General features: G+C 65.7%; 11 protein-coding genes. 10 read left to right on the plus strand and 1 reads right to left on the minus strand.

What is annotated here, in order from left to right; translation table 11 throughout:
* The first annotated feature begins 31 nt into the window (after positions 1–31).
* The 10 genes from OK015_RS22840 to OK015_RS22885 all read left to right on the plus strand — a co-directional run bounded on the left by OK015_RS22840 (position 32) and on the right by OK015_RS22885 (position 14,821).
* Positions 32–1,798 (plus strand): ABC transporter ATP-binding protein, encoded by a 1,767-nt coding sequence (locus OK015_RS22840; RefSeq protein ID WP_268126346.1) that lies wholly within the window; start codon positions 32–34, stop codon positions 1,796–1,798.
* The gene (locus OK015_RS22845) at positions 1,795–3,699 is read left to right on the plus strand and encodes an ABC transporter ATP-binding protein (RefSeq protein ID WP_268126348.1); all 1,905 of its coding nucleotides are present in this window, start codon (positions 1,795–1,797) and stop codon (positions 3,697–3,699) included. The genes OK015_RS22840 and OK015_RS22845 overlap by 4 nt, the downstream gene beginning before the upstream one ends.
* 132 nt (positions 3,700–3,831) lie before the next feature.
* Complete coding sequence (locus OK015_RS22850; protein WP_268126350.1) at positions 3,832–4,167, plus strand: DUF732 domain-containing protein; 336 nt, start codon at positions 3,832–3,834, stop codon at positions 4,165–4,167.
* A gap of 346 nt (positions 4,168–4,513) precedes the next feature.
* Positions 4,514–5,248 (plus strand): LppX_LprAFG lipoprotein, encoded by a 735-nt coding sequence (locus tag OK015_RS22855; RefSeq protein WP_268126353.1) that lies wholly within the window; start codon positions 4,514–4,516, stop codon positions 5,246–5,248.
* 65 nt (positions 5,249–5,313) lie between these two features.
* Positions 5,314–5,682, plus strand: coding sequence for a DUF4189 domain-containing protein (locus OK015_RS22860; RefSeq protein WP_268126355.1), 369 nt, complete (start codon positions 5,314–5,316; stop codon positions 5,680–5,682).
* A gap of 165 nt (positions 5,683–5,847) precedes the next feature.
* Positions 5,848–6,537, plus strand: coding sequence for a C39 family peptidase (locus tag OK015_RS22865; protein ID WP_268126357.1), 690 nt, complete (start codon positions 5,848–5,850; stop codon positions 6,535–6,537).
* 286 nt (positions 6,538–6,823) lie between these two features.
* The gene (locus tag OK015_RS22870; protein WP_268126360.1) at positions 6,824–7,972 is read left to right on the plus strand and encodes a BTAD domain-containing putative transcriptional regulator; all 1,149 of its coding nucleotides are present in this window, start codon (positions 6,824–6,826) and stop codon (positions 7,970–7,972) included.
* A gap of 303 nt (positions 7,973–8,275) precedes the next feature.
* Positions 8,276–10,075, plus strand: coding sequence for a serine/threonine-protein kinase (locus tag OK015_RS22875; RefSeq protein WP_268126362.1), 1,800 nt, complete (start codon positions 8,276–8,278; stop codon positions 10,073–10,075).
* Positions 10,076–10,257: 182 nt separating this feature from the next.
* Positions 10,258–12,609 carry an FHA domain-containing protein gene (locus tag OK015_RS22880; protein ID WP_268133009.1) on the plus strand — a complete coding sequence of 784 codons (2,352 nt, stop codon included), beginning with the start codon at positions 10,258–10,260 and terminating at the stop codon, positions 12,607–12,609.
* Positions 12,610–12,928: 319 nt separating this feature from the next.
* The gene (locus OK015_RS22885) at positions 12,929–14,821 is read left to right on the plus strand and encodes a serine/threonine-protein kinase PknH/PknJ (protein ID WP_268126364.1); all 1,893 of its coding nucleotides are present in this window, start codon (positions 12,929–12,931) and stop codon (positions 14,819–14,821) included.
* A gap of 49 nt (positions 14,822–14,870) precedes the next feature.
* On the opposite strand, the gene OK015_RS22890 is transcribed toward OK015_RS22885, so the two are convergent.
* Positions 14,871–15,437, minus strand: a complete 567-nt coding sequence (locus OK015_RS22890; protein ID WP_268126366.1) for a hypothetical protein — start codon at positions 15,435–15,437, stop codon at positions 14,871–14,873.
* Positions 15,438–15,647: the final 210 nt, after the last annotated feature.

The raw sequence follows: 15,647 nt of genomic DNA on the forward strand, positions 1-15,647 counted from the left end.
CGAGCCCCGGGCCGTATGCGACAGTTACCAAATGCTTCTGGCACTGCTGCGCCAGTACACCCGGCCGTACCGCAGGCTGGTGGCGGTGCTGATGGTGCTTCAACTGATCAGCACGCTGGCGACGCTGTACCTGCCGACGGTCAACGCCGCGATCATCGATGACGGCGTCGCCAAAGGCGACACCGCAACGATCGTCCGGCTCGGCATGGTGATGCTGGCGGTCACCGGGCTGCAGGTGTTGTGCTCGGTCGGGGCCACCTATGTCGGGTCACGCACCGGGATGGGGTTCGGCCGCGACCTGCGCCAGGCGATGTTCGAACGCGTCACCGCCTTCTCCGAGCCCGAGACCGCCCGATTCGGTGCGCCGACGCTGCTGATCCGCAGCACCAATGATGTCCGCCAGATCCAGTACCTGGTTCAGATGGCGGGCACGGTACTGGTCACGGCGCCGATCATGTGCATCGGCGGAATCTTCATGGCCATCCATCAAGAGGCCGCGCTGACGTGGTTGTTGCTGGTCAGCGTCCCGATCCTGGCCGTGGCCAACTACTGGATCATGTCGCACATGCTGCCGCTGTTCCGCAGCATGCAAGCGCTGATCGACGGCATCAACCGGGTGATGCGCGACCAGCTGGCCGGGGTGCGGGTGGTCCGGGCGTTCACCCGCGAAAACTTCGAGCGTGACCGGTTCGCTCGGGCCAACGCGGCGTTGTCGAATGCGTCCCTGACCGCTGGTAACTGGCAAGCGTTGATGCTGCCGGTGACCACGCTGACCATCAACGTGTCCAGCGTCGCGCTGATCTGGTTCGGCGGCCTGCGCATCGATCGCGGCCAGATGCAGGTCGGCTCGCTGACCGCTTTCCTGGCCTATTTCACCCAGATCCTGATGGCCGTGCTGATGGCGACGATGACGCTGGTGGTGCTGCCACGCGCGGCAGTGTGCGCCGAGCGCATCACCGAGGTGCTGTCCACTCGTGCCGCCATCGACAGCCCACAACACCCGAAGCTGCCGAAGGCAGGGATCACCGGCGTTGTGCGCTTGGAGGATGCAGCATTCACCTATCCGGGCGCTGATCGCCCCGTGCTGCAAGATATCTCGTTGACCGCACGACCGGGCACCACCACCGCGGTCGTCGGCAGCACCGGCTCGGGCAAGTCGACGCTGGTGTCGCTGATCTGCCGGCTTTACGACGTGACCGCCGGTGCCGTCCTGGTCGACGACGTCGACGTTCGCGACTACGACACCGAGCGGCTCTGGTCGGCCATCGGCCTGGTCCCGCAACGCGGGTACCTCTTCTCCGGCACCGTCGCGGACAACCTGCGAATAGGCGCGGCCCCCGGCCAGGTGGTAACCGACGACGAGATGTGGGAAGCGTTACGGGTCGCGGCCGCCGACGAATTCGTCCGGGCGCACGCGGACGGGCTGCAGATGCCCGTCGCCCAGGCCGGAATGAATTTCTCAGGCGGCCAACGGCAACGGCTGGCGATCGCCAGGGCGGTCATTCGCCGCCCGGCGATCTATTTGTTCGACGACGCATTCTCGGCACTCGATGCGCACACCGACGCACGTGTTCGTGCCGCACTGCACGAGACCTCCGGCGGCGCCACCATCATCGTTGTCACACAGCGCATTTCGACGGCTTCTCAGGCTGACCAGATCATCGTCGTAGACAACGGGAAATTGGTCGGCTCGGGCACCCATGAATCACTGCTGGCCGATTGCACCACGTACGCGGAATTCGCCGACTCGCAGTCGGTCGGCGCCCTGCGAACAGGTCAAGTCCGGGGAACGCAGTGACCACGGCGACAAACCGGCCCACCCGCGCAGCCGCTCCGAGCGCGCGATCGCGAGACTTTTGGGGCACCGCGGCCCGGCTGGTGAAACGGCTTGCGCCGCAGCGAACGCTGAGCTTCGCGGTGATCGCCCTGGGCCTCACCGGCACGGTGATCGGCGTTGTCGTTCCGCGAATCCTGGGTCACGCCACCGATTTGCTCTTCAACGGTGTGATCGGACGAGAGCTCCCAGCGGGAATCACCAAGGCCCAGGCCGTCGCGCAGGCGCGGGCGCGCGGTGATGGCGCCTTTTCCGACCTGCTGTCCGGAATGGATGTGACGCCCGGCCAAGGTGTGGACTTCGGCGCGGTGGCGAAAACACTCGCTATCGCGCTTGCCTTGTATGTCGTTGCGGCACTGTTTATTTGGACACAAGCACGGCTGCTCAATCTCACCCTGCAGCGCACCATGGTCGCGCTGCGCTCGGAAGTCGAGGACAAGGTCCATCGACTGCCGTTGTCCTACTTCGACGGACGGCTGCGCGGCGAGCTGCTGAGCCGGGTGACCAACGACATCGACAACGTCCAATCGTCGCTGTCGATGACGATCAGCCAGCTGCTGACTTCGGTTCTCACCGTCGTGACGGTGCTGGCCATGATGGTCTCGATCTCGCCGATGCTGACGCTGATCACCGTGCTGACCGTGCCGCTGTCCCTGCTGGCGACCCGAGCGATCGCGCGCCGTTCGCGACGTCTGTTCGTGGCGCAGTGGACCAGCATCGGACGCCTCAACGCCCACATCGAAGAGACGTACAGCGGGTTCACGGTGGTCAAGACATTCGGCCACCGGGACGCGGCACGTGAACAATTCCGCAGCCTCAACGACGACGTCTACCGCGCCAGCTTCGGCTCCCAGTTCTTCTCTGGCCTGGTGGCACCGGCCACGACGTTCATCGGCAATCTCGGCTACGTCGCCGTCGCGGTGCTCGGCGGCCTGCAGGTGGCCACCGGGCACATCACGCTGGGCAACATCCAGGCGTTCATCCAGTACGTCCGGCAGTTCAACAACCCGCTGGGCCAGGTGGCCGGGATGTACAACACCCTGCAATCCGGGGTGGCCAGCGCGGAGCGGGTGTTCGACCTGCTCGACGAGCCCGAGGAAGCGCCGGATCCCGCCCCGACACTTTCCGACGGCCAACCGCCGCAACCGCGCGGACGCGTCGAGTTTCAGCACGTGAGCTTTGCCTACCACCCGGGCACGCCGGTGATCGAAGACCTGTCGATGATCGCCGAGCCGGGCAGCACCGTCGCGATCGTCGGACCGACCGGAGCGGGCAAGACCACCCTGGTGAACCTGCTGATGCGGTTCTACGACGTCGATTCCGGCCGAATCCTGGTCGATGGCGTCGACATCACCACGGTCAGCCGACAAACCCTGCGATCGAGAATCGGCATGGTGCTGCAAGACACCTGGCTCTTCGATGGGACCATCGCGGACAACATTGCCTACGGAAGACCCGAGGCCAGCGCAGCCGAGGTGGCCGAGGCCGCCGAGGCGGCCTACGTCGATCGGTTTGTCCACACCCTGCCGGCCGGCTACCAGACCCGGGTCACCGGCGACGGCGCCAACATCAGCGCCGGCGAGAAGCAGCTGATCACGATCGCGCGTGCGTTTCTTGCCCGTCCGCAGCTGTTGATCCTCGACGAGGCAACCAGCTCGGTCGACACTCGCACGGAGACCCTCATTCAGCGCGCCATGCATGAACTGCGCCGGGACCGCACGAGTTTCGTTATCGCGCACCGGCTTTCGACGATCCGCGATGCCGACCGCATCGTGGTGGTCGAGTCCGGCCGCGTCGTCGAACAGGGCAACCACGCTGAACTCATGGGCCGCCGGGGTGCCTACTACGCGATGACCCGGGCCTGAACACCCCGGCCCGACCGCGAACCTGAGGCGTTACTGAAATGACGCCAAGAAGTTATTGAGGATCCATTTAGGAGCGGCGCTGAGGCTGGTCACATCAGCACCCCAACCGCACACCTGAAAGGGATCACAGCAATGTTCTCTCACCGCATCCGCACAGTTGCCAGCACCATGATCGGCGCCGCCGCCATCGGACTGATCGCGGTCGGTACCGCCGGCACCGCAAGTGCCGGCACCGCCGACGACGCGTTCCTCGCCCAGATGGACAACCTTGGTATCTCGTTCAGCTCGCCTGCGGACGCCATCAAGGACGGCCACAAGGTCTGCCAGGAACTCGCCTCCGGCAAAACCGGCACCGACGTCGCCACCGAGGTCCTCAAGCAGACGAACCTGACCAGCCACCAGGCCGCCTACTTCGTCGTCGACGCGACGCACGCCTACTGCCCGCAACTCGCTCCTCAGCTCACCTAATCGCGCCCGCCCACCCAGAATGGGGGGATCTCGGTAACCGGGATCCCCTCATTCGCCATGTCTCGGCTGCAGCATCGGGCTCTCCTTCAGAGTTGGCAACGTTCGCACTCGACGGCACCGCCGCGGCCGCGGCACCCTTGAGGAATTGGAAACCCCTGTCAGTCAAGGTAATTCAGTCCATTACCGCCCGGATGCGACGGCGCGCCGAAACCCGCGGCCGCGAGATCTCGTTTTTGACCTTCCGAATCCGATGTCGGGATCACAAGGCTCGGAGGCCGGCTGTTGATTTGCTGCGCGGCGATTGCTATGCAGGAAGCAGCTGTGGCCAACACTGAAGGAGCTGTCGATGAAGGTCTCGCCTCGCACCGTTACCGCCGCCGCTGCCGCCGCACTCGCCCTCGTACTCGCCGTCGGTGGCTGCTCGAACAGCTCGACCATCGGCAAATCGCCCGGGACCACCGCCCCGACCTCCAGCAGCGAAGCGGCCACCCTGCTCAAGGCGGCCACCGACGCGATGAGCAAGGTCACCGGATTGCATGTGAGCGTGGCGGTGCAGGGCGAGGTGCCCAACCTCCGGGTGACCAAGCTCGACGGCGACATCTCCAACACCCCGCAGACGGTTGCCACCGGTACCGCGACACTACTGGTCGGCAAAGACCCCCAAGAGGCGAAGTTCGTCTACGTCGACGGCCATCTCTATTCCGACCTCGGGCAGCCAGGCACCTACACCGACTTCGGTAACGGCGCCTCGATCTACAACGTGTCGGTGCTCCTCGACCCGAACAAGGGGCTGGCCAACCTGTTGTCGAAACTGCAGGGCGGATCCGTGGCAGGCACCGAACAGGTCAACGGCGTCGCGACGACCAAGATCACCGGGAATTCCTCCGCCGACGACGTTGCCACGCTGGCCGGCTCCAAGCTGACCGCCGAGAGCGTGACCACGGTGCCCACCACGGTCTGGATCGCATCGGACGGCTCCTCGCACCTGGTGCGGCTTGAGGTCCATCCCACGAATGACACGTCGGTGACGCTGACGATGTCCGACTGGGGCAAGACCGTCACCGCCACCAAGCCCGTCTAGCCGTCGGCGTGAATCGCAACCCCGTGGAAACCGCCGGACCGCCGGCCTTCGGAAAGGACTCACCAATGAGGATGATTACTCGTCGCCGGCGGTGCACCGTGGCCGTCGCCGGCATGGCCACCGCCGCGGCGATCAGCGTCGCGCTGGCTCCAGGGGCCGGCGCCGCCGATCACTACGGGGCGATTGCGTACTCCAGCAACGGTTCCTGGGGCCGCGCCTGGGACTACCCGACCCGGCCGGCCGCGGAGGCCACTTCAGTCAAAAACTGCGCCTATCCGGACTGCAAGGTGCTCACCAGCTTCACCGATTGCGGCGCCGTCGCCACCAATGGCAGGGCATTTCAGGGAGGTGTCGGCCCCACCCTGGCCACCGCGATGAAGGACGCGCTGACCAAACTCGGCGGTGGCTCCATCGACACCTGGGCCTGCAACTAGCCCGTACACTCAGTCGCCCTAGGTCGCGGGATCACTACATACGTCTGAGCACGGCCTTCACGGCGCGAGGTCACTCCAAGAATTCGTGGAGATAACAAATAGGCCACGATCCGAACCTTTTCTCAACCACCGCGCAACACCGCGGAACGAGAAAAGGGGAGAACGATGACCATCGCCAAGATCGCCAAGACCGCCGCCTTCGCAGTCGTCGCGGGTGTCCTCGCGCTGGGATTGGCCGGTCCGGCCGAGGCAGCGTCGGGCACGATGTACGGCGACCCCGCGGCCGCCGCCAAGTACTGGCGCTACCAGCAGTACGACGATTGCGTCCTGATGTCGGGCGCCGACGTGATCGGCCAGGTGACCGGTAGGGAGCCGTCGGAGCAAGCCATCATCAAGAGGGCGCAGTCGACGCCGAGCGTCGTGCACCCCGGCTCGATCTACACCACGCCGACCAACACCAAGAACCCGAATTCGGGTATGGGCACCAGCTTCGCGGATATCCCGACACTGCTGTCGCTGTACAAGATCGATGCCCTGATCACCAACAAGGCGCACGCCGCCAAGGACGGTATCCGTGGCGGCCTCGAGGGCATCGAGCAACAACTGGGCGCGGGCCACAAGGTCATCGTCAGCGTCAACGCCGAACTCATCTGGCACCAGCCCGTGGAGAACAAGGACGACAACGGAAAGCCGCGCGGCGACCACGCCGTGGTGGTGACCGGTGTCGACACCGCCAACAACATGGTGCATCTCAACGACAGCGGCACCCCGCACGGCCGCGACGAGCAGATCCCCCTGGCGCTCTTCGTTCAAGCATGGGAGGCCAGCAAGGAACTGATGGTCGTCACCACCTAGGCCGGCCACCGAACGCCGATCCGGCGGGCAGCCACGCGGAGCGCATGCACCGGGTCGGGCTGGCCGCCGGACGCGTTTTCGATGAATCCCAACCGGATTCGAGCGAGCCGTCGATGATCACGCTGGCAGGGAACGCATTTCAGGCGCACCCGGTCGCCGGGGCGGCGGCATACCAATCTCGCGGGGTTTTACCGAATTCGGGGGGGTTCGTATCACAATGACAAGTAATGACACCGTATGGGCTTATGACGCCGCGCACAGAAGCCGGAAGGGCTGGTAAGCGACGATGGTAGACGAAAGTCTCGAATTCGGCCTGCTCGGGCCGTTGGAGATGACTGTTGGCGGCACCGTGGTGCCGTTGGGCACGCCCAAACAGCGGGCCGTGCTCGCCATGCTCTTGATGAACCGCAACAGCCCGGTCGGCGTCGAGAGGCTGATCACCGCGCTGTGGGAAGACGAGCCCCCGTCGGGCGCCCGCGCCAGCATCCACTCTTATGTGTCCAACCTGCGAAAGCTCCTGAGCGGCGCCGGCATCGACCCGCGTGGGGTGCTGGCCGCCGCGCCGCCGGGTTACCGGCTCGCCGTCGTCGAAAACAACTGTGATCTCGGACGGTTCATCACCGAGAAGACCGCGGGCGTGCATGCGGCCGCGGTGAGCCGATTCGAGCAGGCGAGCCAGCACCTGTCGGCGGCCTTGGCGCAGTGGCGGGGACCGGTACTCGAGGACCTGCGCGACTTTCAGTTCGTCGACACCTTCGCCACCTCGCTCGTGGAGGAGAAGATTCTGGTCCACACCGCGAAGGCCGAGGCCGAAATCGCTTGCGGACGTGGCGCCTCGGTGATCGTCGACCTCGAAGCCCTGACCGCGGAGCACCCCTACCGCGAGCCGCTGTGGGCCCAGTTGATCACGGCCTACTACCTGACCGACCGCCAATCCGACGCGCTGGCCGCCTATCGGCGGGTCAAGTCGACACTCGCCGACGAGCTGGGGATCGACCCCGGCCAGACGTTGCGTGACCTCAATGAACGGATTCTGCGCCAAGAGCCGCTGGACGCCAAGAAATCCGCCAGGACCACGGCAGTCGGCACCGTCACCCTGCTGGACCAGCGCACCAAAGTCCCGGCCGGGAAACCCGCCGCTTACCTGCACGAGGCGTCGGGCCGCAGTTACCCGCTGCGCGCGACCGAGACCCGGATCGGACGTCTCAGCGACAACGACATCATCCTGGCCAGTGCCAATGTGAGCCGCCATCACGCCGTCATCGTCGACACCGGCACCAGCTACGTCATCAACGACCTGCGTTCGTCCAATGGCGTGCATGTGCAACACCAACGCATTCGCTCCGCGGCCACCCTGAAGGACGGCGACCACGTCCGCATCTGCGACCATGAATTCACATTCGAGATCCCTCGCGGTTACAACAGCGAGGCATAGGGCCATGGAAAAGCGAATACTATTGCAGGGCAAGATATTACGCGACAAAGTCACACGCGTTATGCTCAGCCAGCTTGCGCGACAACACCCATGACCCTTCACCCCAAGGCTTTTCGGGGGCCACGTCGGCGACGCGACGCGACTCCGCCTCACCAAAGCAACGGAAGAGATCTCGCGATTGTCACGTGTCCCGGTTCGTGACCGCTTACCGTGATGATTGCTAGGCGCGGAGTTTCCGGGCGGGGATCTGCCCGTAATTGTTGATATCGTCGGCGGGTCTGCGGCCGGTTTGGAGGATCAGCGATGAGCGAGGAGCAGAACTCGCGAGTGGGGTCGATGTTCGGGCCTTACCACCTAAAGCGGCTGCTCGGCCGGGGCGGGATGGGCGAGGTTTACGAGGCCGAGCACACCGTCAAGGAGTGGACGGTGGCAGTCAAGGTGATGACCGCTGAGTTCAGCAGGGACCCCGTCTTTCGTGAGCGGATGCGGCGCGAGGCGCGCACCGCGGGCCGTTTGCAGGAACCGCATGTGGTGCCCATTCACGACTACGGCGAAATCGACGGGCAGATGTTCATGGAGATGCACCTCATCGAGGGCATCGACTTGGACGACACGCTCAAACGGTTCGGCCCGCTGACGGCGCCGCGCGCGGTCGCCATCATCACCCAGATCGCCTCGGCCCTCGACGCCGCCCACGCCGCCGGGGTCATGCATCGCGACATCAAGCCACCCAACATCCTGATCACTCGCGACGACTTCGCCTACCTGGTCGACTTCGGCATCGCCAGCGCCACCACCGACGAGAAACTCACCCAGCTCGGCACCGCGGTGGGCACCTGGAAATACATGGCGCCCGAACGGTTTTCCAACGGCCAGGTGACTTACCGCGCCGACATCTACGCGCTGGCGTGTGTCCTGTACGAATGCCTGACGGGCACCCCGCCGTATCGCGCGAGCACGGCCGGCGAGCTGGTCAGGGCTCACACGAGCGATGCCATCCCCTTAGCCAGCGCGGAGCGCTCGGGCATCCCGAAGGCGTTCGACGCGGTGATCGCGCGCGGCATGGCCAAAAAGCCCGAGGACCGCTACGCCAGCGCCGGCGATCTGGCCCTGGCCGCCCACGAAGCGCTCAGCAATCCCGACCAAGACCACGCCGACAACATCCTGCGCCGCAGCCAGGAAGCCACGCTGGCCGTCGAAACCCCACACATCCCTCCCCCGACCGCTCCCGCCACGGCACAACCGCAGATCAACACCCCACCACCGTCGTACCGCGAGTACCCGGGGCCCAGCTCGCGGGCGGTGCCGCCGCCCCCGCCGACCCCTCGGCCCTGGGCACCCGAGAGCGGCCCCGTGCCCACCCCGAGCCAGCCCGTCTCCGGACCGCAGTATTACCAAGGCACCAGCGGCAACTGGGCCGGCACGCCGCCCCCCGGCGGTCCCACGCCCTGGACCCTGGGGCAGCAACCTCCACCCAAAAAGCGCAGCCCCTGGCCCATCGTCGTCGGGGCCGTCGCCCTGGTCGTGTTCTTGGTGCTGGCCGCGATCGGTGTCTATTTCGTCACGCAGAAAGACGACGACCCGCAGCCGCACCCCACCGCGACCAGCACCCCGACCCCATCGAAGACCACGTCGTCGACGCCGACGACCACGACCCCCGCGGCGGGTGACCTCGAAGGCCAGCTGCTCACCCTGGTGCCGCCGGGCTACCCCAGCGGCGTGTGCACCTCGGCCACTCCCAAACCGAACACCGTGTGGTCGGATGCGCTGGCAGTAGTCGACTGCGACCAGAACACCAACCCGGGTGGCCCGTCCAAGGCGCGTTACGGGCTCTTCGCGAATCCGAGCGTGCTGAAAGACGCGACCGACGCCGACATCAAGCTTCTGCAGCTGGCGACCTGCCCCGGCGGAACCAACAATCCGGAACCCTGGCAGCACCCCGACACCCCGAAGGTGGACGTCGGCGTGGTTGCCTGCGGCACCTACAACAACCACCCGAATATGGTGTGGAGCAACCAGGTCAAGTTGCTGCTGTGTGATGTCTTCGGGGATCCTCCGACGATCGAGGAGCTGCACACGTGGTGGACGAAGTTTGGTGGCTGAGCTGCGGTAGCCAAAGATCAACCAGCTCAACAGCATTGGATATCCGGGCACCGAAGATCGCGTCCGGGTGGGCAAAGCCGCAACGACCACACCCGGATCGGCTATACAAGTGGTGACGTCGTGACAATTCTCGAGGCGGCTAGCTGATACAGCGGAGGCAATGCGTGGACGACAGGACCGAAATGGTCACCACCATTCCCGGGTTGGAACTGCGGGCGGGTGGGCGTACCTGGCAGGCCAGCGGTGGCCGGTCCTGGAGCATCGGCCGCGCGCACGAGGCCGACATCCAGCTGGAGAACCCGAGGGTGTCGCGCCACCACGCGGTGCTGCAGCCGACACCGGCCGGCTGGGTCCTGGTCAACCGCAGCAGCAACGGGATGTTCGTGGCCGGGCGGCGAGTGGAATCCCTGGCGATCAGCCAGCCGGTCACCGTCATGCTGGGGTCGGCGTCCTCCGGGCAGGCGCTGGAGGTCTACCCCATTCCCCAACGACCCAGTCCCCCTGGGACACAACCCGTTGCGCCGCCGACCCGACCGATCGGCGAGACCACGGTGGCCCGGCCGCCGACCGCGGTACACACCATCGACCAGGTAGTCATCGGGATCGGCCGCGGAACCGACAACCACGTCGTGCTCGACGACTTGCTGGTCTCGCGCCACCATGCGGTGTTGCGTCGCTCCGGCAATCGGTGGGAACTCGTAGATAGCAACAGCGCCAACGGAACCTATGTCAACGGCAACCGGATCAACAGCGCGATCATCGGACCGGACGACATCGTCGGCATCGGCCACCAGCTGCTGCACCTGTCCGGTGACCAGCTGGTGGAATACGTCGACACCGGCGATGTGTCCTACGAGGCGTCGAACCTGCGGGTGGTCACCAACAAGGGCAAGGTGTTGTTGGCCAATATCGGTTTCGCTTTGCCGCACCGCTGCTTCATGGCGGTGGTGGGGCCAAGCGGCGCAGGGAAATCCACGTTGTTGAGCGCATTGACCGGGTTCCGCCCGGCCGGTGGCGGCGAGGTCCGATACGACAATCGCGACCTCTATCAGAACTACGCCGAGCTGCGACACCGGATCGGCTTCGTGCCGCAGGACGACATCCTGCACACTGCACTGACGGTACGCCGGGCGTTGAATTATGCTGCGCAGCTTCGGTTTCCGCAGGACGTCTCGGCCAGGGAACGAAAGCAGCGCATCGAAGAGGTGCTGGGCGAGCTGGGTCTGGCGGCCCATGCCAACCAGCGGATCGACAGCTTGTCCGGAGGTCAGCGCAAACGAACCAGTGTGGCGCTGGAATTGCTCACCAAACCGTCCCTGCTGTTCCTGGACGAACCCACGTCGGGCCTCGACCCGGGGTACGAGAAATCCGTCATGCAGACCCTGCGCGCCCTGGCCGATGACGGCCGATCCGTCGTGGTGGTGACACACAACACCGCGCAGCTGAATCTGTGCGACCGGCTGCTCATCTTGGCGCCGGGCGGTCGCCTGGCGTACTTCGGCCCGCCGCAACATGCGCTGAGCTACTTCGGTTGCAGCGACTTCGCCGACCTGTTCAACCTGCTCGAACACGACACCACGACGGACTGGACCGGCCGATACGTCGCGTCGCCCATTCACGGGGCTTTGACCGGGCCACACGCCGCCCTGAAAGCCGCGGCACCTGCCGCCCGCGCCGCGAAGCCGGTCGCCCAGCAGAGCGCGTTCGCCCAATTCACCACGCTGTGCCGGCGGTATCTGGCGGTCATCGCCGCCGATCGCCAGTATTCGGTGACGCTGCTGATCCTGCCCCTGCTGCTGAGCCTGTTCGCGCACGCCGTCCCGGGCCACGCCGGGCTGTCGCTGACCAAGGCCATCGAGACGAAGTCCACGCAGCCCTCTCAGCTGCTGGTGCTGCTGATCATCGGGGGCGCACTGATGGGCTGCGCCGCCTCGATCCGGGAGATCGTCAAGGAACGGGCCATCTACCAACGCGAGCACGGCATCGGGTTGTCCCGCGGCGCCTATCTGGCCTCCAAGGTGGTGGTGCTGGCCGCGTTGACCGCCTTGCAAGGACTGATTCTGGGATTCCTCGGGGTCGCCGGCCTGCCGCCGCCGGACCAGGCCGTCGTCCTGCCCTGGCCCAGGGTCGAAGTGGCGGTAGCGGTCGTCGCCGTCACGGTGGTCTCGATGATGATCGGCCTGCTGATTTCGGCGATGATCGGCAACGCCGACCGCGGCATGCCGCTGCTCGTGCTCGTCGTGATGGCCGAACTTGTGCTGTGCGGCGGGATGTTTGGGGTGAAGGGCCGTATCCCGCTGGAACAATTGGCGTGGCTGTCGCCGTCCCGCTGGGCGTACGCGATGGCCGCCTCGACCATCGATCTCAACGACCTGCGCCGCACCGCGGCCGGTGACGAGGATCCACTGTGGGATTACGAGCCCGGCAATTGGTGGATGGCCGCGGGTGCCTGCGCCGTACAGGCGATCACGCTGGTGATCCTGGTCGCGCTGCGACTCAGACAGCTTGACCCCCAACGGAAAGCGGCCAAGTGACGCCGCCAGCACGGGGAGCTGAGCCTTGAGCTCGGTCCCGGTGCTGGTGAGCGTCGACGTCCCTTCGCTGTAACCCGTTCGCCCATGGAGAAAGCGTCCGCCCTCGTGCTGCGGAGATCCTTGATGAATCCATCGAACTCAGCACACATTTGGGGACCGGGATCCAGGAGTGGGCAGCCCGTCGATGTTTGCCATTGTCGAGCGGCCGAGCACCCCGGCGCATACCGTAATGGGTGCTTACGGGGGGTCGCGGCCGACGGGTCTGGCGGGAAATTGTTGATATGGTCGGCGGGTCTGCGGTTGGGTTGGAGGATCAGCGATGAGCGAGGGGCAGGCCTCACGGGAGGGCTCGACGTTTGGGCCTTACCACCTGAAACGGCTGCTCGGCCGGGGCGGGATGGGCGAGGTTTACGAGGCCGAGCACACCGTCAAAGAGTGGACGGTCGCGATCAAGCTGATGTCGGACCAGTTCAGCTCGGACCCCGTGTTTCGCGAGCGGATGAAGCGCGAAGCGCGCACCGCGGGCCGTTTGCAGGAACCGCACGTCGTGCCGATCCACGACTACGGCGAAATCGACGGAAAAATGTTCATGGAGATGCGCCTCGTCGAGGGCACCGACCTGGACAGCTTGCTCAAACGCTATGGGCCGCTGACGCCGCCGCGCGCGGTCGCCATCATCACCCAGATCGCCTCGGCCCTCGATGCGGCCCATGCCGCCGGGGTCATGCATCGCGACGTCAAGCCGCCCAACATCCTGGTCACTCGCGATGATTTCGCCTACCTGGTCGACTTCGGCATCGCCAGCGCCACCACCGACGAGAAGCTCACCCAGCTCGGCACCGCGGTAGGCACCTGGAAATACATGGCCCCGGAGAGATTCACCAACGACGAGGTGACCTACCGCGCCGATATCTACGCGTTGGCCTGTGTGTTGCACGAATGCTTGACCGGCGCCCCGCCTTATCGCGCGGACAGCGCCGGCGTGCTGGTCAAGGCCCACATGAGCGATCCCATCCCGCAGCCCAGCGCGGTGCGCGCCGGGATTCCCAAGGCCTTCGACGCGGTGATCGCACGGGGGATGGCCAAAAAGCCCGAGGACCGCTACGCCAGCGCCGGCGACATGGCGCTCGCGGCCCACGAAGCGCTCAGCAATCCCGACCAGGACCACGCCGACAACATCCTGCGTCGCAGCCAGGAAGCCACCCTGCCGGGCACCGCGAAGCTCGAGCAACCACCGACCATCGCGGGCACCGCGATGGCGCCTCCCGTACAGCGGCCCAGCACACCGCCGCCGCCCACTCCGACGCCGTATCCACGGCCGAGTTCCACTCCGGTGCCATCGCCCTCGCCCAGCCCACGGCCCTGGGCTCCCGAGAGCGGCCCCGTCCCCGCCCCGAGCCAGCGCGTCTCCGGCCCGCAGTACTACCAGGCCAGCAGCGCCAACTGGGGCGGCCCACCACCGGGCGCACCTCCACCCGCCGGCCCCACTGCCTGGGCGCTGGGACAGCAGCCCCCACCCAAGCCCAAACGCAACCCCTGGCCGATCATCGCCGCGGCGGCGGTGGTGCTCGTGGTCGTCGTCAGTGCGGTGGCCATTTGGCTGATCATCCCCGATCCGAAGCCGCCGCCCGAACCGATAGCGGCCGAGCGGCTCAGCTCGTTGCTGCTGAGCTCCTCGGATGTCAACGCCATCATGGGCGCGACGAACATCCAGCCCGGGAAACCGATCACGCAGATGGGCACCTCCTCGATGACGGTGTCGATACCGGACTGCAAGGGAGCGCTCTACACGACTCAGGATCAGGTATACGCCGGCAGCGGCTTCACCGGCATCAACGGACTGGTGTCCCAAGAGCCGGGAGACAACAACGACCATTGGGTCAACCAAGCCGTGGTCGCGTTTCCGACCGCCGATAAATCCAAGGCGTTTCTGCAGAGCTCGCTCGAAAAATGGAAGAACTGCGCCGGCCAGACGGTGACCGTCACAAGTTCAAGCAACAAGACCTATCGGTGGACTTTCGCCCCAATCCAAGGCGGCCCACCGAAGATATCGGTGCTGCAGACTCAAGAAGGCGCCGACGGCTGGCAGTGCGAGCACACGATGAGTGTGGCGAACAACGTGGTCGTCGACATCAACGCATGCGGATACCACATCAACGATCAGGCCAGCCAGATCGCCGACAAGATCGTCGACAAAGTCAACAACGTCTAGCGACAGTCATTCGAAGCGCGCCAAACGCGAAGCGGCACTGCGGGTTGCGTTAAACCGGTAGGTCTGGACCCTGCGCGCGCAGATCGTCAACCGCCGACATTGCGTTGCGTAGCTTGGCCAGCCACTCCTCGGTGTGTTCACCGACGAGCTTGACCGACCAGGCCAGGGCGTCGGCGCGAGACCGGGCGACACCGGCGTCTACCAATGTGTCGAGCACCTGGCGCTCCGGCTGCTTCAGGCGTGTCATCACCGGAACTGCGATGTGCGTGAACAGAATTCGTTCGCCGCCGACCTCCACGCCCCAGGAAACCTTGCGCCCGTAGCGATCCTGCGCCTCGTCGGCGATGCTCATCCGCTCGGAACGGGTCTCCTCGCGGAACCGCGAGGCCCGGCCCTCGGCGCGCGCCTCGCTCTCTTCGGCTCCGGCGCCGTCCGCCAGCTTGCCGACGACGGTGATCTCTTCGCGGTCGACGATGACCGTCGGGTCGCCGTCGAACCAGGCTTCGGGGAGGCGTCCGGCGAACCATTCCGCCGCTCCGGTGGCGTCGGGTTGCTGGGCTTGCTGCCAGCCCCCTGGCCGGCCGTACCGCCGGCCGTGCGTGTGGTGCGATTTCATAATTACATGATTACACCGTTACAACCGCAACGCGACAGGGTTCGCCCGCGGCGAACGTCAGACCCTCGCGACAGTCGGTCTTCGCGGAGCCGGAAAACCGTTGATATGGGCCGTTCAACGGCGTATTTTTAGGAGCGAAGCAGGCCCGGAAGCGGCCAAGTCAAAGCGCCGGCACAGGGGAAGGAGCCGGCCGCGTCGGACCGTGTCAGA

The organism is Mycobacterium sp. Aquia_216 (assembly GCF_026723865.1).
Lineage (GTDB): Bacteria > Actinomycetota > Actinomycetes > Mycobacteriales > Mycobacteriaceae > Mycobacterium.